Raw genomic sequence first — 22754 nt, forward strand, 5'->3', positions numbered from 1 at the left:
CATAATGGTTTCGATTTGCAACCGATGGAGAGGAGTGCTGTGCCGCCCACACACGGTTCGCCCCGCGCGTGGACCGATCCCACCTGCCCCGTGGCTCGAACGATCGACCTGGTCGGCGATCGGTGGAGCCTGCTGATCGTGCGCGACGCCATGGACGGCGCGGCTACGTTCACCGAGTTCCGGCAACGCCTCGGGATCGCGCGGAACATCCTCGCCGACCGTCTCCGCCGCCTCGTCGACCACGGCATCCTCACCGTCAACCCGGCTCCCGGTGGCAAGCGCCGCGTCTATGAACTAACCGAGGCCGGACAGGATCTCTTCACCACCATCGTCGCGCTGCGGCAATGGGGAGAACGCCACGCCTTCACCGACGACGAGCCGCATTCGACACTGTTGGGCCTCGACGGCAGCCCCATCGCCGAACTGCGCCCCGCAACCCCGGCCGGAGAGCCCGTCACAGCGGCGACGGCCCGAGTCCACAAGGTCGGCTGAACCATGTCGCAGCAGCGGGTCGGTGGGCTTGTGCGATCAGTGCTGCGACTTCCGTCCACCCGCCGCGACTGCCTGCGCCTAGGAATTCGATCTACGGCGGAGCACAATGACTGCAGGGATGAATGTTCGAGGGTGCTCTGTCCTGGTCGACTGATCACTTCGCCCACCGACCGAGGGGCGTGACTGACGACATGCATCGAGACGGCGAACGCCCGAAAGGGCTTTCTGTTTCCGCGCTGGCGGCGGTAGCGAACCCGTCGTACTCGCGGATCGACACGTGGAATCTGCTCGACGACGCGTGCCGCCGGCTCGCCGATGTCAACAGCGCCGGGCTGGACACCACCCACGAAGCCGCCCGGGTGCGGCGCCTCCTCGATCGTCTCGGCGCCTACGAGCGGTACTGGCTGTACCCGGGCCCGGCGCGGCTGGCGGCGTTTCGCGGATATCTCGCCGATCTGGCGACGGTGCGGCTCGCCGAGGAAGTGTCGCTGGCCGTGCGCCTGCTCTCCGAGTACGGCGACCGCGCGGCCTTGTTCGACACATCCGCACCGCTGGCCGAGCAGGAACTCGTGGCCCGGGCCAAGCAGCAGCAGTTCTACACCGTCCTGCTCGGCGACGATTCCCCGCCCGAGGCGCCCGAGGGCCTGGCGGAGAGCCTGCGGGCGCTTCGCGAATCGTCGGACGATGTGCAGTTCGAACTGCTCGTCGTGGCGAGCATCGAGGACGCCATCACCGCTGTCGCGTTGAACGGCGAGATCCAGGCGGCGATCATCCGGCACGACCTACCGCTTCGTTCCCGCGACCGGCTGCCGTTGATGACCACGTTGCTCGGCGCCAACGACGGCGTGGTCGTGACCGACCGCGCCCCCGACTGGGTCGAATGTGGCGAGTGGATCCGGAAGTTGCGACCGCATATCGACCTGTATCTGCTCACCGACGAGTCGATCGCCGCGGAGACCGAAGCCGAGCCGGACGTCTACGATCGCACGTTCTACCGGCTGAACGATGTCACCGACCTGCACAGCACGGTGCTCGCGGGCATCCGTAGCCGGTACGCCACACCATTTTTCGACGCCCTGCGGGCCTATGCGGCCGCGCCGGTCGGTCAGTTCCACGCCCTTCCCGTCGCGCGTGGCGCGAGCATCTTCAACTCCAAGTCGCTACAGGACATGGGTGAGTTCTACGGCCGCAACATCTTCATGGCCGAGACGTCGTCCACCTCCGGCGGGCTGGACTCCTTGCTGGACCCGCACGGCACGATCAGGGTGGCGATGGACAAGGCCGCCGAGACGTGGTGTGCCGACCGGACGTACTTCGTGACCAACGGGACGTCCACCGCGAACAAGATCGTCGTGCAAGCCCTGACCCGGCCTGGCGACATCGTGCTGATCGACCGCAATTGCCATAAGTCGCACCACTACGGCTTGGTGCTCGCCGGGGCGTACCCGATGTACCTGGACGCCTACCCGCTCGAACAGTTCGCGATCTACGGCGCCGTGTCGCTGCACACGATCAAGAAGGCGCTGCTGGATCTCGAGGCGGCCGGTCAACTGGACCGGGTGCGCATGCTTCTGCTGACCAACTGCACGTTCGACGGCATCGTCTACAACCCCCGGCGCGTGATGGAGGAGGTCCTGGCGATCAAGCCGGACATCTGCTTCCTCTGGGACGAGGCGTGGTACGCGTTCGCGACGGCGGTGCCGTGGGCACGACAGCGCACCGCGATGGTTGCCGCCGAGCAACTCGAATCGACGTTGTCGTCGCCGGGATACGCCGAGGAATACCGCCGGTGGCGTGCGTCGATGCACGGGGTCGACCGTGCCGAGTGGAGCAATCGCCGGCTGCTTCCCGACCCCGAGCGTGCGCGCGTCCGCGTGTACGCCACGCATTCCACCCACAAGTCGCTTTCCGCGCTGCGGCAGGCGTCGATGATCCATGTCCGCGACCAGGATTTCACAGCGCTCGCCCGCGAGGCATTCGCCGAGGCGTTTCTCACCCACACCTCGACGTCGCCGAACCAGCAACTCCTGGCGTCGTTGGACTTGGCCCGCAGGCAGGTCGACATCGAGGGCTTCCAGCTGGTCCGGCACGCCTACGACATGGCGCTGGTGTTCCGTCATCGCGTCCGCAAAGACCGGTTGATCGGCAAGTGGTTCCGCATCCTCGACGAGGACGACCTGGTGCCCGACGAATTCCGGCCCTCGGAAGTCCGCTCGTACCGGCAGGTCAGGCACGGTGGCCTGGCCGAGTGGAACGAGGCGTGGCGGTCCGATCAGTTCGTGCTCGACCCGACCCGGGTCACCTTGTTCATCGGCGCCACCGGCATGAACGGGTTCGACTTCCGCGAGAAGATCCTGATGGACCGCTTCGGCATCCAGATCAACAAGACCTCGATCAACAGCGTGCTGTTGATCTTCACCATCGGCGTCACCTGGTCGAGCGTGCACTACCTGCTCGACGTGCTGCGTCGGGTGGCTGCCGACTTCGAGACCAGCCGGAGCGCGGCCGGTCGAGCCGATCGAGCGCTGCAACAGCGCCGGATCGACGAGATCACCAAGGAGCTGCCCGCACTCCCCGATTTCAGCGAGTTCGACAGCGCGTTTCGTCCCGACGGGGCCAGCTCGTTCGGCGACATGCGATCGGCCTTCTACGCCGGGTACGAGGAGTCGGACCGCGAGCATGTCCTGCTCGGCGACGCCGGGCGACGGCTCGCCAAGGGGATGCCGCTGGTGTCCGCCACCTTCGTCGTCCCCTATCCGCCCGGCTTCCCCGTGCTGGTCCCCGGGCAGGTGATCTCGACGGAGATCTTGTATTTCCTGGCCGAACTCGACGTCAAGGAGATTCACGGATACAACCCCGACCTCGGGTTGTCGGTCTTCACCGAGGCCGCGCTCACGCGGCTGACCGCGGCTCGGCATGCGACTACCGCGGCCGGTCCGCCGGAGGCAGCTCCAGCTGCCGTGAATCATCGCCGGGTCGGGATCACGTGAGCTGTCCGGCAGGTTCTCCGCTCGGAAATCGGAGGTCGACGGATCGATCGCGCCCGGCAGCCATGGTGGGCGAACCCGGCGCAACGATCGAAGATCCCGCACACTGCTCCCATGACACCCGAATCGCGAACAGGATCGATGTTCCGCTGGACCGAGGTCGGCACCGGCGGCGTGATCGCCCCCGGTGAGCGATTGACCTGGCCGCGCACGATCGGGATCGGGTTGCAGCATGTGGTGGCGATGTTCGGCGCCACCTTCCTCGTGCCGGTCCTCACCGGGTTCCCACCGTCGGCGACGTTGCTCTTCTCCGGGGTCGGCACCCTGCTGTTCCTGGTGATCACCCGTAACCGGCTGCCGAGCTATCTGGGTTCGAGTTTCGCGATCATCGCTCCGGTCCTCGCGGCGACCGCCTCGCACGGAATGGGTGCGGCGCTCGGCGGGATCGTCGTCGTGGGCGTCCTGCTGATCGTCATCGGCGTGGTGGTGCACTTCGCAGGCACCCATTGGATCGAGGCGCTGATGCCGCCGGTGGTCACCGGCACCATCGTCGCCCTCATCGGCCTGAACCTGGCTCCGACCGCCAAGACCAACTTCGAGAAGGACGCGGTCACGGCGACAGTCGTGCTCATCCTGCTGATCCTGTGCCTCGTGCTCTTTCGCGGTTTGCTGGGCCGGCTGGCGATCGTCGCCAGTGTCGTGCTCGGCTATCTGCTCGCGCTCGCGCGCGGTGCGGTCGACACCACGGCGATCGGGGACGCCTCCTGGGTAGGGCTGCCCGACTTCCACGCGCCGAGCTTCCACCTCTCGGTGCTCCCGATGTTCCTGCCGGTGGTGCTGGTGCTCGTGGTGGAGAACATCGGCCACGTCAAGTCGATCACGACGATGACCGGCATCGACTACGACCGGCGTATGGGCCGCGCGCTGGCGGCAGACGGCGTGGCGACGGTGCTGGCAGGCAGTGGCGGCGGCTCGGCGACCACCACATACGCGGAGAACATCGGCGTGATGGCCGCGACGAAGGTCTACTCGACCGCCGCCTACTGGGTAGCCGGTGCCGCGGCGATCGCGCTCAGCCTGTCACCGAAGGTGGGAGCGGTGATCGCCGCCATCCCGCCCGGGGTGCTCGGTGGTGTGACGACCGCGCTCTACGGCCTGGTCGGGATCCTCGGCGTGCACATCTGGGTGAGCAACCAGGTGGACTTCGGCAAGCCGATCAACCAGTTCACCGCCGCGATCCCGCTGGTTATCGGCATCGCCGACTTCACCTGGGTGATCGGCGACCTCGACTTCGGCGGCATCGCCCTCGGCGCCGTCGCCGCACTGGCGATCTACCACGCGATGCGGCTGATCGGGGGATGGCGCGGAACGGTCGGAGCCCACCGCGCGGATGCGGTGCGCGAGCCGGAGAAGTCGACGGATCGGTGACCCTTCGCCGGATCATCACATCGGTGATTGACGATCGCCTGTCCGGGTAGGCAGGAGTCGAACACCTGTTCTGTCGATGTGAGGAGTGGCTATGGTGCAGCCGAAGCCGGAGAAGGATCCGGATCAGTGGACCACCGGCGAGGAGCCGATGACCGGCCCGCAGGAGTCCTATCTGCACACCCTGGCCCAGGAGGCGGGTGCGGAGGTGCCGGAGGAGTTGACCAAGGCGGAGGCGTCGCAGCTGATCGACGAGCTTCAGCAGCGCACCGGCCGCGGCGCCTGACCGGCTCGGTCGCAGCGCCCTACGTCTCCGAGGAGAAGACTGATGAACCATCCGTACGACGCCGCGCACGACGAAGGCGCGCACGAAACCTCTGACGATCGGGAAAAGGACCTCCTCGAGGGCGGGTCCAAGGCTTCCGGCGACTTGGCGGGCCCAGGTCCCGGAGACGACCAGCATGAAGACCCCGATACGTAGGGCATGCGCCGGGACACTGCTCCGAGATAGTGCTGGAGCGCCCGATACCACGGTGCGGTCTCATGGCGGGCCCGCGTCCGCGAGGCCACGAGCGCACGCGAACTCGGCAAATTCATGTCCGAGGAAGAGGCGTGGAAGCGGGTGCGGCAGGGCACGGCCCAATTCCTTCCGGACGGGCGTGCTACCGAAGGTCACCACGTAGTGGGAGACAACACCGCGGCGATCGCGTTGTATCGCCGCAATGGATAGGTGTCCTCGATGCACATGGACAAGCGCCTTCCTTCCAGATGATCGGAGATGTTTGCGAGCATGCCGGGGTGTTCAGTCCGTCGGCTGAGCCGGCTCGGCCTGCCCATCGCGGAACACTTCCGCAATTGCTCTGCTGTTCACAGCAATACTGTCGCCGAGCCTCGCTGATACCGGTCTGACACGCTCACCGACATGGCGTTCGGACGGGAACGGTCGATCAGGTCAGCACGGTCACCGCTTCGCCCGGCGAAGAGTGTTGCTGCCAGAGGTGTTCGGCAATGTCGTCGGGTTCGTGGGTCAGGCCGGAGCCGACGGGGCCGACGATGGTCACGCGGGCGACGTGGATGCCGCGCTCGGGCAGGGTCCGGGCGAGCAGATCGACGTAGGCGCCGAGACCGGCGTAGGCGAGTGCGCTCACCGCTCGTTCCGGACTGGGGTTCACCGCGGCTCCGCCCGTGGTGAAGAGCAATGTGCCGCAACCACGTTCGAGCATTCCCGCCGACACCGACCGAACCACCGCGGCGGCGCCGACCACGGTGAGGGCCAGCGCGTCTCGGACGTCGATGGGAGAGGTCTCGAGCACCGGGCGGATCAGTCCGATGTCCGGCAGCGGGCTGAAACAGACGACCTCGGGGGCGCCGAGGGTGGCGATGAGATCGTCCAGGGCACGGGTGATGTCGTCGATCTCGGTGATATCGCCGGTCGCGGTGAGGATGTGGCGCCCGTCGCCGCGCAGTTCGTCGGCGACGGCGTCGATCCGGGAGCGGGTGCGGGCGACCAGTCCGATGGGGTGTCCTTCGCGGGCGAAGCGTCGCGCGACCGCCGCGCCGATCCCCGGACCCGCCCCGACGACGAACACCGGTCCGTTCACCGTGCGCTCCGCCTTCGGTTGATTCGTGTCCATGTCGACCGTCATGCCCGCGGCGTGGCCGCTCAATCGTCCACGCGATCGGGCGTCGACCTTCGCCTCGGTGTGCGCGACCGGCAGCTCGCTCATCCGCTGGTCGATCAACGGTGAACGACCGCGTTCCGCGGCGGCCGGTCGGCGCCGCTGCGCCTGCCGTGGGCGCGTCGGGAGAGGTCCGCGGGCGCCAGGCGCCGCGCCACCGTGCGTCGAGAATCCGCGCCGCAACGGTGCGCCCCGATTCGGCTCGCGAAGACGTGCACAGGTCGACGGCCGGGCGGCGGAAGGCTCGGGCAGACCCGTGGTGGGGACGGACGAGGAAGGCCGGGCTGATCGCGGTCGAAGCCCGCGCGCCCTCGGCGCCGACCGCGCTCGGGTCGTCGCGGCGCTCGATCCATTGTGACCTCCGGCGCCGACGTGAGGGAGCATGATGAGACAGGTGAGCCACGCCGATCGGCGGGACGCCGCGGACAGCACCGGGCCGGAGGACGAACGTCCCGACCGGGTCGGCAGCTTCCGGTTCTGGTTCGACGACCAGCGCTGGGAATGGTCCGACGAGGTGGCCGCACTGTACGGCTACCTCCCCGGCCAGGTCCAGCCGACCACCGACCTGGTGCTGTCGCACAAACACCCCGCCGACCGCGCCGCCGTCGCCGACGCCCTCGCCACCGCGGTCCGTGACCACGGCGCGTTCTGCAGCCGCCACCGCATCATCGACACCGCGGGCAACGTCCGGCACGTGCTCGTGGTCGCCGACCACATCTTCGACGGCACCGGCGCGGTCGTGGGCACCTCGGGCTACTTCATCGATCTGACCGCCACCGTCGACCAGCAACGGCGTGAAGTCCTCGACGAGGCGCTGCCGGAAGTGGTCGAGGCCCGCGCGGCGATCGAACAAGCCAAAGGGATGCTGATGCTGGCCTACGGCCTGACCGCCGAGCAAGCCTTCCAAGTGTTGCGGTGGCGGTCCCAGGAGACGAACACCAAATTGCGGGTGCTGGCGGCCAAATTGGTCACCGTCGCCGCGGCGGCCGGTGGCGGTCCCGTCGAGCAACGGACCAGGCTGGATCATCTCCTGCTGACCATCCACGAATACCCCGACTGACTATCGCCCGCCGCCGGCTTCGGCGCCGCCGCGGCAGGCTCGCCGACTTCGGAAAGCCCGGCTCACCGGCTTCGCGATGCGAGCAGGTCGGTGCGCGCTGCTGCTGGTCCAGCGGCGCGCTTCATCGCGGCGGACCGCGCTGGGAGCGGCGTTCCGTTTCCGTCTCGCCGGCGTGGGTAGCCCGCAGTGGCAGACGCTGCGGTGCAGGTCGCCGAAGGCACGTTCGGTCCGGTGGGAGGAACAATGACTCGTTCGCTGATCAAGGTCGTCGCCGCGGCGGCACTCGCGTGCGGCCCGATCTCGGCCGGCGCAGGCACGGCGGCCGGTGTTCCGCAGTTACCGCCGCCGCCGATGGGCGGTGGTTCGGGTATCGCGATCGATGACCGAGCCGAATGCACGCTCACCACCATCGGTTACGACGCGGCGGACAGGTTGGTGGGATTGACGGCCGGCCATTGCGGCGAGCCGGGGGCGCACGTCACGTCGGTGACCTACCCGAGCTACGGGGTGCTGGGGCGATTCGTCTACGCCGATCAGGAATTGGACTACGGAGTCATCGAATTCGATGCCGCACGGGTCGCTCCTACCCGGGAGGTCGGAGGGTTCTTCATCGACGGCCTCGGCGGTCCCGCGCAATTTCCCGACATCGTGTGCAAGAAAGGCCGGACCACCGGCCGGACCTGCGGTGTCGCCTGGGGCGACATGATGGGCGACAGCAGCGACACCTGGACCCAGATGTGCGTGCTCAAAGGCGATTCCGGCGCGCCGGTGGTGCTGGGTTCCACCCTGGTCGGCATGGTCAACGCCTACTTGGGCATGGGGTGCCTCGGCCCCGAGGTGGGCACCGACATCAACGCCATCCTCGCCGACATCGACTCCCGCGATGGCGTCGGCGCCGGATTCCGGCCGATCTGAGTGCTGCCCGCAGGCCGGATAGGCGTACCGCGCAGCCGTCAGTCCGCCGGTGCGACCGCTTCGACGGCGTTGTCGTACACCTGAGACGCGTCGCGGACCTTCGTCGCCAGAAATCGCATGCGCTCCGAGGTGAGATAGCCGCCACGATAAGCCGTCTGGTCGAGTTCAGCGGCCACCTGCTCCAATGCCAGGCGCGCGTGCCTAATTGTCGGTGTCTGCCGAGTCATGAACGGGTTTTACCAGCGCCCCTCGATAAAACCGCCGCAACGCGCCGATCCGTGCCCTCTTGTATTCCGTCGAGCGGCCGAGACAATTTCCGACTTCCGGTATGGAAATGCCTCATAGTGGATACCTATCGACAACCGAATGGTTGAGGGAGAAAGATCATAGCTGACGGTCGACGATGCCCGCCCGGGGGGAATCCACACAGGTCCCATGATTGGACGCCCAATGATTATCAAGAAATTAGTGGCGACCGCCCTGTTGGCCGTAGCGTCGACAGGAATAGCAATGGCCACAGCGCATGGTGAGGGCACCCTGGCAGACCTCACGATGAACGGGGTGGATGGTCCTATCTCCTACACGACGACGCTGGCGGCGGATCACCGTACCGCTACCGTCGATCTGGCCTCGGGGAAGTTCGAGGTGACGCCGGACGCGGTCAACGTGATCGCCGACAACGGCGCGATCGTCGGCACGATACCGACGACACTGCGTATGGAGACCGGGCAGAACTTCAGCGTCACACCCGCGCTCGACCAGTCGGGTAGGACGTTGACGTTGACACCGGCGGCCGGCGTGCCGTCGCCCGCCGCGGTCACACCCGAGGTGCAGGGCCTGATGCACGACGCCCTGTTCGGCGGCGCGGTGATCGGTGCGGCGATCGGCTGCGCGATCGGCATCGCCATCGGAATCTGGTTCTTCGTCGTCGGCGCCGTCATCGGTTGCGCGGTCGGCGCCGCAGTCGGTGCGTGGTTCGGCTTCTTCTTCACGCCGTTCTGATCCATCGGAAGAACCGAATCGAGGAAATCCACACGGCCGGGCGGTCACCATCCGCCCGGCCTCGCACTACGCGAAATCGTCACCGGCCCCTGCTCGCCGCCTCGGCCGCGCCGCAGGCACCACCGAGCGACCCTCCCGCCATGACGACAGCGTCCTGACGCATCGGGGTGCGGCGGCCGACTTGCCGACGGCCGTCACGCCCCGCGACTGCTACCCGGCCGACCGTGCTCTACCGCAGACACGGTGCTCTTGGCGCCCACCATGCGTACGAGGCTGAAGATGGGGAGACCGATCACCAGATGTTCGATGCCGGTGGAGATACCCACCCACAGGTGGCTGGACAGCGCCAGTGGGATGATCACCGCCGCGGCGGTGAGGATTCCGACGATCCAGCCGAAGAACAGTTCCGGTGACGGAGTGCCCAAGCGAAGCAGATACCAGAGCACCCCGGCCAGCAGTGCGCAGATGAAGGCCACCACGGCGAACCAGTACGCGTCCTGGGACATCGGGCTCCACACCCCGAACTCACCGCTCTCGGTGACCCGGGTGGCGATGATCTCGATGATCCAGGCGCACAACCAGGCGGCCAGCGCGGTCACCACGGCCGCCGCGATCACACCGCCGACGAACATGCCGACGTTGACGTCCGGACCCTGTTGTGGCCGTGACCGACGGGCCGGACGATCGGACTCGTACGCGCTGTATCCGTGATCGGGGCCGTACCCCGAGCCGTGGCCGTATCCGGAATCTTGGCTGTATCGGAGATCCTGGCCGTAGCCGGGTTCCGGGCTGTATCCGGAATCTTGTTCGTACCCGCGATCGCGGTTGTATCCGGGATCACGGTAATTCCCCGGCTGATAACCGGGTTCATAACGTGCGGTGTGCTGGTCGCGCGGATCCATGGGATTCAACCGCCGATCACCTCCGTCCGAAGCATGCGTGTGCGTCGAGTGTAGGGCCGCACCGCACCGACTGCCGCCCGCCTCCCCAACTCCCCTCTCCGCCGTGGTCATACCACGGTGCACACCGCCTCGATGGAACCCGCTGCCGCGCAGCGCAGTTATACCTGTCCGGGCACGAGGCCGCGGAAATCTCCCGCTCTCCTCCCTGTCCCGCAGCAGCGTTGGCCGAGGAACCGATGAAACCGCCTGGTGCCGTATCCGACCCGATAGGACCGGTGTCGCGATCGATATGTTGGCCCGATCGCGACACCGGCCTGTTCGTCCGTGGCCGGGCATCGCACGAACGCGATGGACCGCGCGACCGGGATCACCGGGGCCGCGCGGTTGCGGCCCGTCTTCGCCACCCGGCATCCGTGACCGCTCGGCGGTGCGCGCGGTTCATGCCACACTGGCGTAGATGGAGCGAGCGAATGCCGGCCGGATTCGCCTCCCGGTCAGTTCGCGATGGCCTCGAACATGCCGGGCTGGTAGGAACCTCCCGCCATGCGCGTGATCACGCCCAGCCGGTTGGCCGCGTTGATCATGGCGACCAGGTAGATCAGCGCGGCGACCTGGTCGTCGTCGTAGTGCGCGCGCACCCGCGCCCAGGTCTCGTCGGAGACGCCGCGGTGGGCGTCGGCGAGCCGGGTGCCCTCCTCGGCCAGCGCGAGCGCGGCCCGCTCGGCCTCGGTGAACACCCCGGACTCGCGCCACGCGGCGACCAGGTTGATCCGGACCGCGGATTCACCGGCGGCCGCCAGCTCCTTGGTGTGCACGTCGGTGCACCACCCGCAACCGTTGATCTGGCTGGCGCGCAACTCCACCAGTTCCAGCGTGGCCTTCGGCAGCGTCGACTGCGCGATCGCCAGGCTGGTGCCGGCGAACCGCTTGCCGACCTTGGCGCCGAGCTCGCTGCTGTTGAGATCGAAACGGGATTCCATGACGTGGTCCTCACTCGCGTTGGTGCGTGAACGAACACCAGACGTAGGCTGCCCCAGCCGTATAACAGCGCACCGGCGTGACGTACGCCACCGTGCCGCGGTGTTACGAGACGGCGCGGCCCGGCGTCTGGTGGATGACACAGTCGACAGGGAACAGGAGCCGTCCCCATGGCCGATACATCGCAGAGCGCGCGCGGCGATCGCGACACCCGCCCCGCCGCGGCGACCGACGCGTTCGTCACCCACCGCAACCTGCTGTTCACCGTCGCCTACGAGATGCTCGGCTCGGCCGCGGACGCCGAAGACGTGCTCCAGGAGACCTGGCTGCGGTGGGCGGGCGTCGAACTCGGCACGATCCAGGATCAGCGCGCCTACCTGGTGCGGATCACCACTCGCCAGGCGCTCGACCGGCTGCGCGCGCTCGGCAGGCGCAAGGAGTCCTACGTGGGCCCCTGGTTGCCCGAGCCGCTGCTCACCGCGCCCGACGTGGCCGAGGACGTCGAACTGGCCGACAGCGTGTCGATGGCGATGCTGCTGGTGCTGGAGACGCTGTCGCCGGTCGAGCGGGCGGTGTTCGTGCTGCACGAAGTGTTCGATCTGGCGTACGAGGAGATCGCCGAAGCCGTCGACAAGAGCCCGGCCGCGGTCCGCCAGCTCGCCTACCGCGCGCGGGCGCACGTCGCCGCCCGCAGGCCGCGCGGGGTCGTCTCCGCGGCCGAGACCCGCGACGCGCTCGCCGCGTTCCAGCGCGCGGTCGAAACAGGCGATCTACAGAACCTGCTCGACATCCTCGCGCCGGACGTCGTCCTGCTCGGTGACGGCGGCGGCGTCGTCCAGGCCACCCTGTCGCCCGTGGTGGGAGCCGATCGGGTGGCCCGTGTGCTGGCTGCCGGGCTGGGCAGGCTCGCGGCGGCGGCGCGGCAGCCTGCGCAGGTCAACGGCTATCCGGCGTTGATCCTGCGACGAGACGGCGAGATCGACACCGTGGTGGCGCTACGGATCGACGACGGACTCGTCACCGGCCTCTACGCCGTGCGCAATCCCGAGAAGCTGTCCCGGATGCAGCGCGAGACCGTCCTCAGCCGCTGAGCGGGGCCACACCAGCCATGATCAGCTGGAGGTAGGCGTCATCGATGTCCCCCTCGCCGAAAACCGCGGCCAGGGCGGCGCGTTCGATCCGTCCGCGCTCGGCGGCCCGCACGAGGCCGAGCGCCGCCTCTCGGCCCTTGGCGCTCGGCTCCTGTTCGATCAGCGCGGCCACGATGGCGGCGGCGCTGTCCGCGAGGAATGATCGGCGCGAGCAGCATCCACCAGAGACCGCCGTAGGCGAGGAACGCCGCACCGCCGAGCTCCCCCACGAACACCCCTACGGGGATTTGTCGCGCCCCTTACGTCCGCGCAACGAAACAGTGTTGCGCCGAAACGAACCTCGGGAGTTCCGGTGCAAGACCACAGTCCGGCGCCAGAGCAGTGATGGGTAGGCCGCTTGCCGGAATCGCCTTCGTCCACACCGGTGCGGTACCGGTCGCTGGACGGGACGGCGCGAAGTGGGTGGACGACGGCCACCGGTTCCGGGCCGTCGGCACCGGCGACTGACCGGCGAACCCGTCGCCCGAGCAGACGCGGTACCAGGACCGGAACGAACCGATAACGGTTCTGTCGTGCGGGATCGCGAACTGGCCCCGCCGCCGATTAGCCAGTGGGATGCTGGCTCGGCCGCAGAAGCCATAGCAATCGCCCGCCATCAACCGCCGGGGTGCCCGGTGGCCGACCGCGAAAGGCGAGAAACCATGAAGCTCACAGTCATCGGCGGTACGGGGCGGATCGGGTCGCAGGTGGTCCGGAAGCTGACCGCGGCCGGACACGAGGCCGTCCCCGCCGCCATGTCCACCGGTGTCGACCTGATCAGCGGTCAAGGACTGGACCAGGCGCTGGAGGGCGCGCAGGTCGTGGTCGACCTGGCGAACTCGCCGACCTTCGACGAGGCCTCGCTGGAGTTCTTCCGCACCTCCATGCGCAATCTGCTCGCCGCTGGGCAGAACGCCGGTGTCGGGCACCAGGTCGTGCTGTCGATCGTGGGCGTGGACCGAGTGCCCCAGCTCGACTACTACCGGGCCAAGACCTTGCAGGAAGACCTGCTGCGGCAGGGGCCGACGCCGTACTCCATCGTGCGCGTCACGCAGTTCTTCGAGTTCATGGACGCGGTGCTGTCCTGGACCTCCGACGGCGACACCGTCCGTCTGCCCGCCACCCCGATCCAGCCGATCGCCGCGGCGGATGTCGTCGACGCGGTCGTCGAGGTCGCCACCGGAGACCCGCTGGGCGGGATCCGCAACGTCGCGGGCCCGGATGTGTTCACCCTCGACGAACTCGGCAGGCTGACCCTCGCCGCACGGCACGACGACCGCACCGTCGTCACCGACGACACCGCGGGCATGTTCGCCGCCGTCCCCGGCGATGTGCTCACCGCGGGCCCGGACGCGCGCCTGGCGCCCACGCACTACCGGGAATGGCTCCGCAACACGCACTGAACCGCCGATCGATCAAGCGAACGGCCACTTGGTCAGCCGGTCCTCTGCCCGTGACTCGTACGGCCGTGCGCCCAGCGCACGCGCACGGTCGCGCGCCGCCACCACCTCGTCGCGCGCGCCGGGGAGACCGAGGATTCCGCGTGCGGTGCCGCGGTAGAGGCCGGACGGCCCGAGGCACACCAGGCCCGGCCATTGCACGAGCAGCGTCTCGCCCCAGCCCTGGGTCAGTGGTTCGAGTCCGGCGGTGAGCTCCACTACCCGGTCACGCTGCCGCGGCGCCGCCTGACCCACCGCGAGCAGCGCCTCGAGCAGCAGCGGCACCCGCACGACGACGCGCGGACCATGCCATCTCCCCGGCAGCGCGACGATCGACTCGATCGACGACATCGCCCGGGCGTGGTCCCCGAGCTCCGCTGCGGCCATCGCGACCACGAGCGCGAAATCCTCGTCGAAGTCCTCGGCCATGCGGTCCGCCTCGGCCAGTGCCTCGCCGAGCCGTCCGCGGTGCCACAGCTCGATCGAACTACTGGTCAGCAGCGAGGCCTCGGCGAGCAACCGGGCCTGATCGTCGACCGCTTCCAGATCGGCGGCGAAGCGCGTCATCAGCGCCTGGGACCGCTGGTAATCGCCACGCAGCACCGCGAGCATCACCTGCCACCAGAGCTGGGTGGCCGCGAGGTCGGTGCCGCCGTCGGTGGCGAGCCGGGCGAATTCGGCCGACAACCGGCGCACCAACCGCAGGTCGCCCGCCTCCAACGCGCAGACCCGGCGCAGATGGACCGCTGTCGCCCGGGCAGCGCGATCGTGTCCGGCGAGTTCCTCTAGTTCCTCGGCGATCTTGCGCCGGTCGGCGACGGTCGCCGGATCCCAGGTGCAGACGAACTCGGCCAGCAGCACCTGCGGCCACGACCGGCTGCCCGGTGCGCTCCGCGCCCGCGCTTCGGCCAAGGCGTCGAGATCGCCCGCGAGGCCGTGGATGGCGCGATCGGCGGCCTCGATGGCCTCCACCTCGGCCACCAGGTCGGCGTCGAGATCGAGGCGGTGCGCCAGCGCCTGCGCCCGTAATCCCGGCGAACCCGTTTGCACCACACCGTATCCGGAGAAATACCCGGCTACGCCGCGCGGTGCGGCCAGCAGCGCGGTCCGCGCCAGCCCGGCCCAGTCACCGCGTTCACCGCAGCGCCGCCCCGCGCGGTCGAAACACGCGGCGGCAGCGTCGTATCGGCCGAGACGGTTGTGCGCTTGTCCGGCGAGCCAATCGAACTCGATCGCCGCCCGCGCGTCACCGGGGTCCGTGTGCCGCAGCCCGCGCGCGGCGAGTTCGGCGCATTCGGTGGCCGCGTCGCGCCGCAGCGCGTCCCGCGCCGCGGCAGCACAGGCGTTCGCGGCGGCGGGATCCAGCGAATCGAGCGCGGCCGCACTGCGATGCACTGCCTGCGCCACCAGTGCGCCGGGTTGCAGGTCGGCCGAAGCGTCCGCGATCTGGTTGTGCAGCAGGGCCGTTCGTATGGCGCCGATGGTGGCCAGTACGGCGGCGCGTACGAGTTCGTGTCCGAAGGCGACGACACCGTCCTCGACCGAGACCACCCGCGCGGCGACGAGTTCGCCGATCCGGTCGTCGAACCCGGGCGCGCCGTCGGCGGCGGCGACCAATCCCACCGGAGCGTGCGGGCCGATGACGGCCAGCACCTCGGCGAGCGCTCGCGCCGACGGCGAAACGCCGCCCAACTTCACCGCCGTGATCTCGGTGGCCGCGCCCCCGACGTCCAGCGGACGTCCGGCCCGCACGAGATCGCACAGTTGCGCCGCGACGAAGGGGCTGCCGCCGCTCAACGCGACGATCTGGGCTTGCGCCTCGGGAGCCGACGAGCCCGCATCCGCGCGCACCAGCTCCGCCACGGCCGCATCGGACAGCGGCGAAAGGTGCACCGCGACGGCCGAACCCGCGTCCCGAAGCAGCCGCACCGCGGCGTCCACCTCGGGCGGGAGGGGCTCGGGCCGCATGGTGAGCAGCAGCAGGACGGGATGGGCGCGCAGCACGCGCAGGGCCGCCGCGATCATTCGCACCGAGTCGGGGTCGGCCCACTGCACGTCGTCGATGACCGCGACCATCCGGCCGGTCTCCCGCACCACTTCCGCGAACAGCGTGGCGAGGGCGCGCGGCGTCGGGATCCCGGGAACGGTGCGCCCGGCCAGCGCTGCCTGATCCAGCCACGGCGTCAACGTCGCCAAGGCCGAAGAACCCCCGCCGCTGCTGCCCGCGGTGAAGAAGGCCGCGTCGCCGTGGCGTCGCACGCTGTCCTCGACGACGGCCGTCTTGCCGATGCCGGGCGCGCCGCGCACGGTCACGACGACCAGCCCTCGCTGCGACCGGTCACGGGCGCGGTCGGGAACGGCGGCGACGTCGTCGCGCCCGACGAGGGCCGACCGTCCGGGCGACGGCGGCTGCGGCGGATTGCGGATCTCGTTCTCGACCCGGGCGGTGCCGGGCGCGGGATCGAGGCCGAACTCGTCGCGCAGCGCACGTCGCAGCCGGGTGAGCACGTCGAGCGCCTCGGAGACCCGTCCGCAGTCGCGCAGCGCCAGCGCCAGCAACCGCGCCGTGCCTTCCCGGTGCGGATGCCGCTCGCGTTCGTCGGTGAGCAGGGTGACCGCGTGCCGGGCCCGGCCCAGCACGATCAAGCCCTCCGCGCACAGTTCGACCAGTTCCGACCGCAGCTCGTCCAGACGCGCCCGCTCGGGCGCGAGTTCGGCGATGTCGCCGACGTCCGGCAGCGCGTCGCCGCGCCACAGTCGCAGCGCGCGTTCGAGCAGATCGACGGCGCGTGCGACGTCACCGTCGGCGTGCGCCGCGCGGGCGTCCCTGGACAGCACGTCGAGCAGGTCGAGGTCGGTGCCCGAGCCGCCGCACCGCAGCACGTAGCCGTTCGGGCCCGTCTCGATCCGCACTTCGGGGAGGGGCCGCAACGCCCTGCGCAACCGCGACACATAGCCCTGGAGGGTGACCAGGGCGCTCTCGGGCGGCCTGCCGCGCCACAACAATTCGCACAGATACCGTGCGCTGCGAGCGGTGCGCTCGGCCGCCAGGATGACCAGGAGATCGGCGTGTTTGCGCGCCGGGATGGTGATGCGGGCGCCGTCCGGGCCGCGCACCTCCAGCGGCCCGAGCACCGCGATGGCGGGCGGGTCGTCGCCGGACCGGCCGCGCACCAGCGTCACACCAGCGCCCTCGTCGACTCTTGGCTCATGACACACACGCAAGCACTCCTGCCAACCCCGGCCACCGGCGACGAGCGGACCGCAGGCGGTCCCTCTCGCGAGACTGTACTGCGGATGTGCGGCGCCGCGCTGACCATCGGCGGCGTCCTGTGCATCGCGGGCGGCACGCTGCACCCGATCGTCGCGCGCAAAGGCCACTCGGTCGAGGCGCTGACCAGCCCGGGGACACCGATCGCCCAGACGCTGCTCGGTATCGGAACCGTCCTGCTCGTGCTCGGCCTGCCCGGGATGTACGCGTGGCTGCGGCCGCGACTCGGCACGGCCGGGTTCCTCGGCACGGTCTGCTACCTGCTCGGCAATATCGTCACCGCGACCGGGCACCTCACCGTCGAATTGTTCGTCGCCTATCCCTTCGCGCACGACCCGGCCACCGCGCATCTGATCGCGGACAACGACAACATGATCGATACGACAGCGTTCGCGCTGTTCAACTCGATCGGCGGTCTGGTCATGCTCGGCGGCATGGGTCTGCTGGGGGTGAGCTTGTTGCGCCACAACACGATTCCCCGCTGGATCGCGGTGCTCACACTGCTCGGCATGGTCGGGTTCTTCCTGCCGATTCCCGCCACCCAGGGGTTGTCCGGATTCATCTACGAGGCGCCGCGCGGCATCGCCGTCGCCGCCATCGGCGTGCTGATGCTGCGCAGCCCGGCCGGACTGCGCCGCTGGGCGAAGCACACGCGCGGCCCGTCCGCACCGGACCACGAGCGGACCGCGTGACCGGGCCGCTCCGGATCGAGCCGAGAAGCCGGCACCGCGGCTCGGGGGCAGCCGCGGTGCCGGTACCTCATTCGCTCGCCACCGTCGCCGTGGACATCGCCCAGAAGTCGGCGTAACGGCCACCGTGGCGCAGCAACTCGTCGTGGCTGCCCTCTTCGACGATCCGGCCGTTGTCCAGGAAGACGATGTGATCGGCCCGGCGAACGGTCCGCAGGCGGTGCGCGACGATCACCACCGTGCGTCCCGCCATCAGCCGCTCGATGCCGTTGTGCACGGCCGCCTCGTTCACCGGATCCAGCGCGGAGGTGACCTCGTCCAGCAGCACGATGGGCGCGTTCTTCAGCAGCGCTCGCGCGATCGAGACGCGCTGGCGCTCACCACCGGACAGCAGCGCGCCGCCCTCGCCGACATTCGTCGCCCAGCCGCCGGGCAGCCGCTCGATCACCTCGTCCAGCCGGGCCGCGTGCGCCGCGGCCCGCACGTCGGCTTCGTCGGCGCCGGGACGGCCGAGGCGCACGTTCTCCTCGATGGTCCCGTCGAAGAGGTAGACGTCCTGGAAGACGATGGCGATCCGCTCCATCAACACGTCGGTGCCGATCGCGCGCACGTCGGCCCCGCCCACCCGCACGGTGCCGCCGTCCACGTCGTAGAACCGGGCGACCAACTGCAGCAGTGTGCTCTTGCCCGCGCCGGACGGTCCGACGATGGCGACCCGCCGTCCCTCGGGCACCGACAGCGACACCTCGTCGATCACGGTACGGCCGCCGTGCCGGAAGACGACGGACTCGAACGCCAGGTCGTGTCCGGCCGGCCGGATGGGCCGGCGGGGTTCCGGCAGCGGCTCGGTGCCCAAAAGAGTGTCCAGACCGGCAAGCACGGAACGGGCGCTGCGGAGTTTGCCCGCGATTTCCGACAGTGCCAGCAGCGGGTCCGCGCAGCGGGCGGCGAGCACCAGGATGGTCAGGATCTCCGCCGCACCGACGTCGCCGCCGAGCGCCAGGTAAGCGCCCAGGGCCAGCAGCGCGGTGAACATCGCCTGGACCGTGAGCGCCAGGCCCACGATGCCGGGCAGCGCCGACAGCATCGCGCGGCGGGAGGCGCGTTCGAGTCCCGCCAACGAGTCGTCGAGCAAGCGGAATCGTTCGGCGGTCCGGCCGCCTGCCCGCAGCACCGGCTGCGCCTGCAGATATTCGATGACGCGGCCCGTGGCTTCCTCGGCGCGTTCGGTGCGTTCGGCGTCGGCGGCGGCCATCGACCGTCCGGTCCAGATCTGGATCGCCGCCACGACCGGTACGGCGGCCAGCGCGGCCAGCCCCATGCGCCAGTCGTAGGCGAGCAGCACGGCGACGATCGTCAGCGGAGTCACCGCGGCGTTGATCATCGGTGCCAGCAGATGCGCGATCACGCTCATCGCCTGCAGCACACCCTGGCTCGCCAGCACCGACACCTCTCCGACGCGGCGCGCGGTGAACCAGCCGAGCGGCAGTCGGGCCAGGTGATCGCCGAAGCGGCGATAGACCCCGCGCAAGAGCGTGGTTCCCACGAGGAATCCGGACAGATCGCTGCGATAGCGCAGCGCCGCGTAACCCGCGATCGCCGCTGCGAACGCGATCAGCCAGGGCCACGCGTCGGTGGGCGTGTTCCCGAACAGCGCCCGCAGCACCGGGGCCAGGAGCGCGTAGGACAGACCTTCGGCGATCGAGGTGGCCGTCATCAGGGCCACGGTGCGACGTACGGGCCGGGCGTACTCGTATCCCAGCACGCGCAGCAGGATGCGGATCATCGGGACTCGCCTCCTCGCGATGCCTGGTCGGCGACGTCGGCGGGCCGCGGGGTGGTCGCGTTCCGGCGGCCGCCCCACGCTCCGATCTCGCGCCGCAGCACGCCGCCGAGGGTTTCGATGTCATCGGTTCGGGCGGATCGCTGCGACCGCCAGAAGTCGGCGAACTTCCCTCCCCGCGCCACCAATTCGGCGGGGTTGCCGCGTTCGACGATCTGGCCGTTCTCCAGCAGCACGACGGCGTCGGCGTCGGCGATCGTCTCGAGCCGATGCGCGATGACCAGGATCGTCCGATCGCCCTTCAGTGTCGTCAGGGCTCGGCGCACCGCGCGCTCGGTCTGCGGATCGGCGAAGGCGGTCGCCTCGTCGAGCACGAGAACGGGCGCGTCGGCCAGCAGCGCGCGTGCGAGCGCGATCCGCTGCGCCTCACCACCGGACAATCCGGCATCGGCGCCGATGACCGTCTCGTAGCCGCGCGGCAGCTCGAGGATCCGATCATGGATGTTCGCCAGCCGCGCTGCCCGGACCACGGCGTCGCGGTCGGCCCGCGGTACCGCCAACGCGATGTTGTCCGCGACCGAGGCGCGCAGCAGCCGTACGTCCTGGAAGACGAAGGAAACCTTCCGGTAGAGCTCCCGGCTGCCGAGTGCGCGCAGATCGACGCCGCCCAGCCGGACCGATCCGTGGGTGGGGTCGTAGAACCGGGGCAACAGCTGCACCAGTGTGGATTTCCCGCTTCCCGACGGCCCGACGATCGCGGTGACCGTCCCCGGCTCGAGTACCAGGTCGATCCCGCGCAGCACCTCGTGCTCGGCTTCGTAACCGAACCGGACGTCACGCAGTTCCACCCGGTGCCCGCGCGGCGCTGTCGGGTGCGCGGGCTCCGGCAGCGACGGCACCGCGAGCACGTCCCGGATCCGGCCGACCGCGCGCCGCGCGGCCTGCAGATCGTCGAAGCCGTGGCCGAGCGCGGCGACCGGAGCGGTCAGGCCGAGTCCCAGCAGCAGAAACGGCAGCAGATCCGCCGGGGCGAGCGAACCGCTCGGGATCAGCACCGCTCCGCCGAGCAGCACGACCAGCAGCACGAACGGCGGCGACAGCACCACCTGCATCGCCGCGCCGATCCCGGCCAGTCCGTGCACCATGCGCAGGAAGGAGTCCGCGAAATCGTCGGTGGCGGTGCGGAACCTGCGGTGGGCGCGCTCGCCGGAGCCGAACGCCTTGACCACCGAGATGCCCTGGACGAACTCGACGGTCGCGCTCGCGATCCGGCCCATTCCCGCGTCGAATTCCTTCTGCTCACGCAACCGGGTGGGGGTCATCATGAGGGGTACGAGCGCCACCGCCAGCACGACCGGTACCAGCGTGATCAGGGTGAGCCGCCAGTCGACGGTGAACAGATAGATCAGCGACACCAGCGGCACCACGAATGCGGCGACGAGCTCGCCCGGGGCGTGGGCGATGAGCGGATGCACGGCATCGACGTCCTCGCCGACGATCTTCGCCAGCTCGCCGCTGCCGCGCCGGGAGAACCAGCCGATCGGCACCCGCCCCAGGCGGGCGGCCAGTTGCCTGCGGAACGACAGTTGCACCCGGCCGTCGAGCAGATGCCCGATGCCGGACGACGCGGCCGTGCACAGCAGCCGGACGAACAGTCCGGCCGCGCCCGCGAGCACGATCATCCGGACATGATCGTGATCGATAGCGTTAGGCGACAGAAGAATCCGTCCCAGCTCGACAACCGCGAGCAAGGGCGCCAGGCCCGCGACCGCGCCGACGATCTGCAGGACGACGACGGCGGCGAAACCGCCCGCGTAGGGGCGCAGCAAGGTCGCCGTGCTCGGCTCCGCCGGGGAATCGACGTCCGGCGCGGGTGGGGTGGTCTGCTTGCTCGCGTCGGCGAGTTCGATGATGGTCATCGTTCTCCCGCCTTCGTCAAATACCTTGGGAGACTGTGGTCTTGGAGGCCGCCGACGCCTCCGCAGTCAGGGCGCGGCGCAGGGCGGCGGCGAGTTCGGCGCTCTGACGCTGGGACACGTCGGCGGACATGACCGCCTGTGACCCGTGGAAGGTGCCCGGCCACTGGTGCAGTTCGACCGGCACGCCCGCTCGCAGCAGGCGCAGCGCGTAGTCGATGTCGTCGTCGCGGTTCGGGCAGAACTCGGCGGTGGCGATGTAGGCGGGCGGCAGCCCGGACAGGTCGGTGGCCCGCGCGGGCGCGGCGTACGGCGTCGCGGGCGTGACGCCCAGGTAGTGCTGCCACATCTGGGCGACCTTCGCCCGAGTCAGGAAGGGCGTGTCGGTGAAGGTGCGCGCCGACCAGGCCTGCTGCCGGTCGTCGAGGACGGGCTGATTGAGCAGTTGGAAACGGATCGGCGGTCCTTGCTCGTCCCGCGCGCGCAAGGCGACCGCGGTCGCGAGGCCCGCGCCGGCGCTGTGGCCGCCGATCGCGATCCGCGCCGGGTCGATGCCCAGCTCGGCCGCGTGCTCGGCGGTCCAGGTCAGCACCGCGTAGACGTCGTCGTGGGCGGCGGGGAACGGATGTTCGGGGGCCAAGCGGTAGCCCACCGAGATCACCGTCGCGCCGGAATTGCCGGCGAGCAGCGCGGCCCACGGATGTTCGGTGTCCAGATCACCCATGACGAATCCGCCGCCGTGCAGCCAGATGATCGCGCCCCGCGCCTCGCGGGGCCGATAGATTCGTACCGGCACCTCGACAACGCCTGGCACCGTGCGGTTCTCGATGTCCAGGTGCGCGGTGGCCGGCGCCGGGATCGCGGCGGCCAGCGCGGCGAGGTGCGCCCGGGCCGTGCCGGGGTCGGACAGGTCGGCCGGGGGGAAGAAGGGAACAGCTGCTTCGAGTTCGGGATCCAGGATCATGCCGTCGATCGTCGCGCCCGCCGGGCATGCTCGGCTTCCGGCGACGGGAGTCGCCGTCTACGTGAATACGCGTACGACGATCGCGATCGGCTGCGCCGGTCGTCGTACCCCCTCGCGCACTC

At 69.6% G+C, this 22754-nt stretch carries 21 protein-coding genes; 12 read left to right on the forward strand and 9 right to left on the reverse strand.

The window, feature by feature from the left end; translation table 11 throughout:
* The first annotated feature begins 39 nt into the window (after positions 1-39).
* From QMG86_RS20400 to QMG86_RS20420, 5 genes are all read left to right on the forward strand, one after another.
* Positions 40-492, forward strand: a complete 453-nt coding sequence (locus QMG86_RS20400; protein WP_281874124.1) for a winged helix-turn-helix transcriptional regulator — start codon at positions 40-42, stop codon at positions 490-492.
* A gap of 191 nt (positions 493-683) precedes the next feature.
* On the forward strand, positions 684-3482 hold the full coding sequence (locus QMG86_RS20405) for an aminotransferase class I/II-fold pyridoxal phosphate-dependent enzyme (RefSeq protein WP_350356413.1): 2799 nt from the start codon (positions 684-686) through the stop codon (positions 3480-3482).
* A 111-nt stretch (positions 3483-3593) separates the two neighbouring features.
* Positions 3594-4907 (forward strand): uracil-xanthine permease family protein, encoded by a 1314-nt coding sequence (locus QMG86_RS20410; RefSeq protein ID WP_281874126.1) that lies wholly within the window; start codon positions 3594-3596, stop codon positions 4905-4907.
* Between the two features lie 91 nt (positions 4908-4998).
* On the forward strand, positions 4999-5190 hold the full coding sequence (locus QMG86_RS20415; protein ID WP_281874128.1) for a DUF3072 domain-containing protein: 192 nt from the start codon (positions 4999-5001) through the stop codon (positions 5188-5190).
* Positions 5191-5232: 42 nt separating this feature from the next.
* The gene (locus QMG86_RS20420) at positions 5233-5385 is read left to right on the forward strand and encodes a hypothetical protein (RefSeq protein WP_281874130.1); all 153 of its coding nucleotides are present in this window, start codon (positions 5233-5235) and stop codon (positions 5383-5385) included.
* 466 nt (positions 5386-5851) lie between these two features.
* On the opposite strand, the gene QMG86_RS20425 is transcribed toward QMG86_RS20420, so the two are convergent.
* Entirely contained in the window at positions 5852-6631 is a 780-nt protein-coding gene (locus QMG86_RS20425; protein WP_281874132.1) for an SDR family NAD(P)-dependent oxidoreductase, read from the reverse strand.
* A 346-nt stretch (positions 6632-6977) separates the two neighbouring features.
* Between QMG86_RS20425 and QMG86_RS20430 the strand changes: the two genes are divergently transcribed.
* On the forward strand, positions 6978-7643 hold the full coding sequence (locus tag QMG86_RS20430; protein WP_281874134.1) for a PAS and ANTAR domain-containing protein: 666 nt from the start codon (positions 6978-6980) through the stop codon (positions 7641-7643).
* A 243-nt stretch (positions 7644-7886) separates the two neighbouring features.
* Complete coding sequence (locus QMG86_RS20435; RefSeq protein ID WP_281874136.1) at positions 7887-8558, forward strand: chymotrypsin family serine protease; 672 nt, start codon at positions 7887-7889, stop codon at positions 8556-8558.
* 38 nt (positions 8559-8596) lie between these two features.
* On the opposite strand, the gene QMG86_RS20440 is transcribed toward QMG86_RS20435, so the two are convergent.
* Positions 8597-8785, reverse strand: a complete 189-nt coding sequence (locus QMG86_RS20440) for a hypothetical protein (protein ID WP_281874138.1) — start codon at positions 8783-8785, stop codon at positions 8597-8599.
* A gap of 223 nt (positions 8786-9008) precedes the next feature.
* Here QMG86_RS20440 and QMG86_RS20445 point away from each other — a divergent pair, with 223 nt between their 5' ends.
* Positions 9009-9560 (forward strand): DUF8020 domain-containing protein, encoded by a 552-nt coding sequence (locus QMG86_RS20445; RefSeq protein WP_281874140.1) that lies wholly within the window; start codon positions 9009-9011, stop codon positions 9558-9560.
* Positions 9561-9754: 194 nt separating this feature from the next.
* Here QMG86_RS20445 and QMG86_RS20450 read toward each other — a convergent pair whose 3' ends face one another.
* Together QMG86_RS20450 and QMG86_RS20455 are read right to left on the reverse strand one after the other, a co-directional pair.
* Positions 9755-10462, reverse strand: a complete 708-nt coding sequence (locus QMG86_RS20450; protein WP_350356414.1) for a hypothetical protein — start codon at positions 10460-10462, stop codon at positions 9755-9757.
* A 494-nt stretch (positions 10463-10956) separates the two neighbouring features.
* Complete coding sequence (locus QMG86_RS20455; protein WP_281874144.1) at positions 10957-11442, reverse strand: carboxymuconolactone decarboxylase family protein; 486 nt, start codon at positions 11440-11442, stop codon at positions 10957-10959.
* Between the two features lie 168 nt (positions 11443-11610).
* On the opposite strand from QMG86_RS20455, the gene QMG86_RS20460 reads away from it, so the two are divergent.
* Positions 11611-12531: an RNA polymerase sigma-70 factor gene (locus tag QMG86_RS20460; protein ID WP_281874146.1), complete on the forward strand. Its 921-nt coding sequence runs from the start codon at positions 11611-11613 to the stop codon at positions 12529-12531.
* On the opposite strand, the gene QMG86_RS20465 is transcribed toward QMG86_RS20460, so the two are convergent.
* Positions 12521-12784, reverse strand: coding sequence for a twin-arginine translocation signal domain-containing protein (locus tag QMG86_RS20465; protein ID WP_281874148.1), 264 nt, complete (start codon positions 12782-12784; stop codon positions 12521-12523). The two genes, QMG86_RS20460 and QMG86_RS20465, sit on opposite strands and share 11 nt — an antisense overlap.
* A 131-nt stretch (positions 12785-12915) precedes the next feature.
* Between QMG86_RS20465 and QMG86_RS20470 the strand changes: the two genes are divergently transcribed.
* The gene (locus QMG86_RS20470; protein WP_281874150.1) at positions 12916-13038 is read left to right on the forward strand and encodes a hypothetical protein; all 123 of its coding nucleotides are present in this window, start codon (positions 12916-12918) and stop codon (positions 13036-13038) included.
* 194 nt (positions 13039-13232) lie between these two features.
* Positions 13233-13973 (forward strand): SDR family oxidoreductase, encoded by a 741-nt coding sequence (locus QMG86_RS20475; RefSeq protein WP_281874151.1) that lies wholly within the window; start codon positions 13233-13235, stop codon positions 13971-13973.
* A gap of 12 nt (positions 13974-13985) precedes the next feature.
* Here the strand turns inward: QMG86_RS20475 and QMG86_RS20480 are convergent, their stop codons facing one another.
* Positions 13986-17192 (reverse strand): ATP-binding protein, encoded by a 3207-nt coding sequence (locus QMG86_RS20480; RefSeq protein WP_281874152.1) that lies wholly within the window; start codon positions 17190-17192, stop codon positions 13986-13988.
* A 27-nt stretch (positions 17193-17219) separates the two neighbouring features.
* On the opposite strand from QMG86_RS20480, the gene QMG86_RS20485 reads away from it, so the two are divergent.
* A complete protein-coding gene (locus tag QMG86_RS20485; RefSeq protein WP_281874154.1) occupies positions 17220-17972 on the forward strand; it encodes a hypothetical protein in 753 nt (250 codons plus the stop codon).
* Positions 17973-18039: 67 nt separating this feature from the next.
* Here the strand turns inward: QMG86_RS20485 and QMG86_RS20490 are convergent, their stop codons facing one another.
* Genes QMG86_RS20490 through QMG86_RS20500 form a run of 3 tightly spaced genes read right to left on the reverse strand, consistent with a single transcriptional unit; the run spans position 18040 to position 22632 of the window.
* Positions 18040-19755 (reverse strand): ABC transporter ATP-binding protein, encoded by a 1716-nt coding sequence (locus QMG86_RS20490; protein WP_281874156.1) that lies wholly within the window; start codon positions 19753-19755, stop codon positions 18040-18042.
* Positions 19752-21671, reverse strand: a complete 1920-nt coding sequence (locus QMG86_RS20495) for an ABC transporter ATP-binding protein (protein ID WP_281874158.1) — start codon at positions 21669-21671, stop codon at positions 19752-19754. Before QMG86_RS20495 ends, QMG86_RS20490 begins: the two co-directional genes overlap by 4 nt.
* A 16-nt stretch (positions 21672-21687) precedes the next feature.
* Entirely contained in the window at positions 21688-22632 is a 945-nt protein-coding gene (locus QMG86_RS20500; protein ID WP_281874159.1) for an alpha/beta hydrolase, read from the reverse strand.
* Positions 22633-22754: the final 122 nt, after the last annotated feature.

This window comes from Nocardia sputorum (assembly GCF_027924405.1).
GTDB lineage: Bacteria > Actinomycetota > Actinomycetes > Mycobacteriales > Mycobacteriaceae > Nocardia > Nocardia sputorum.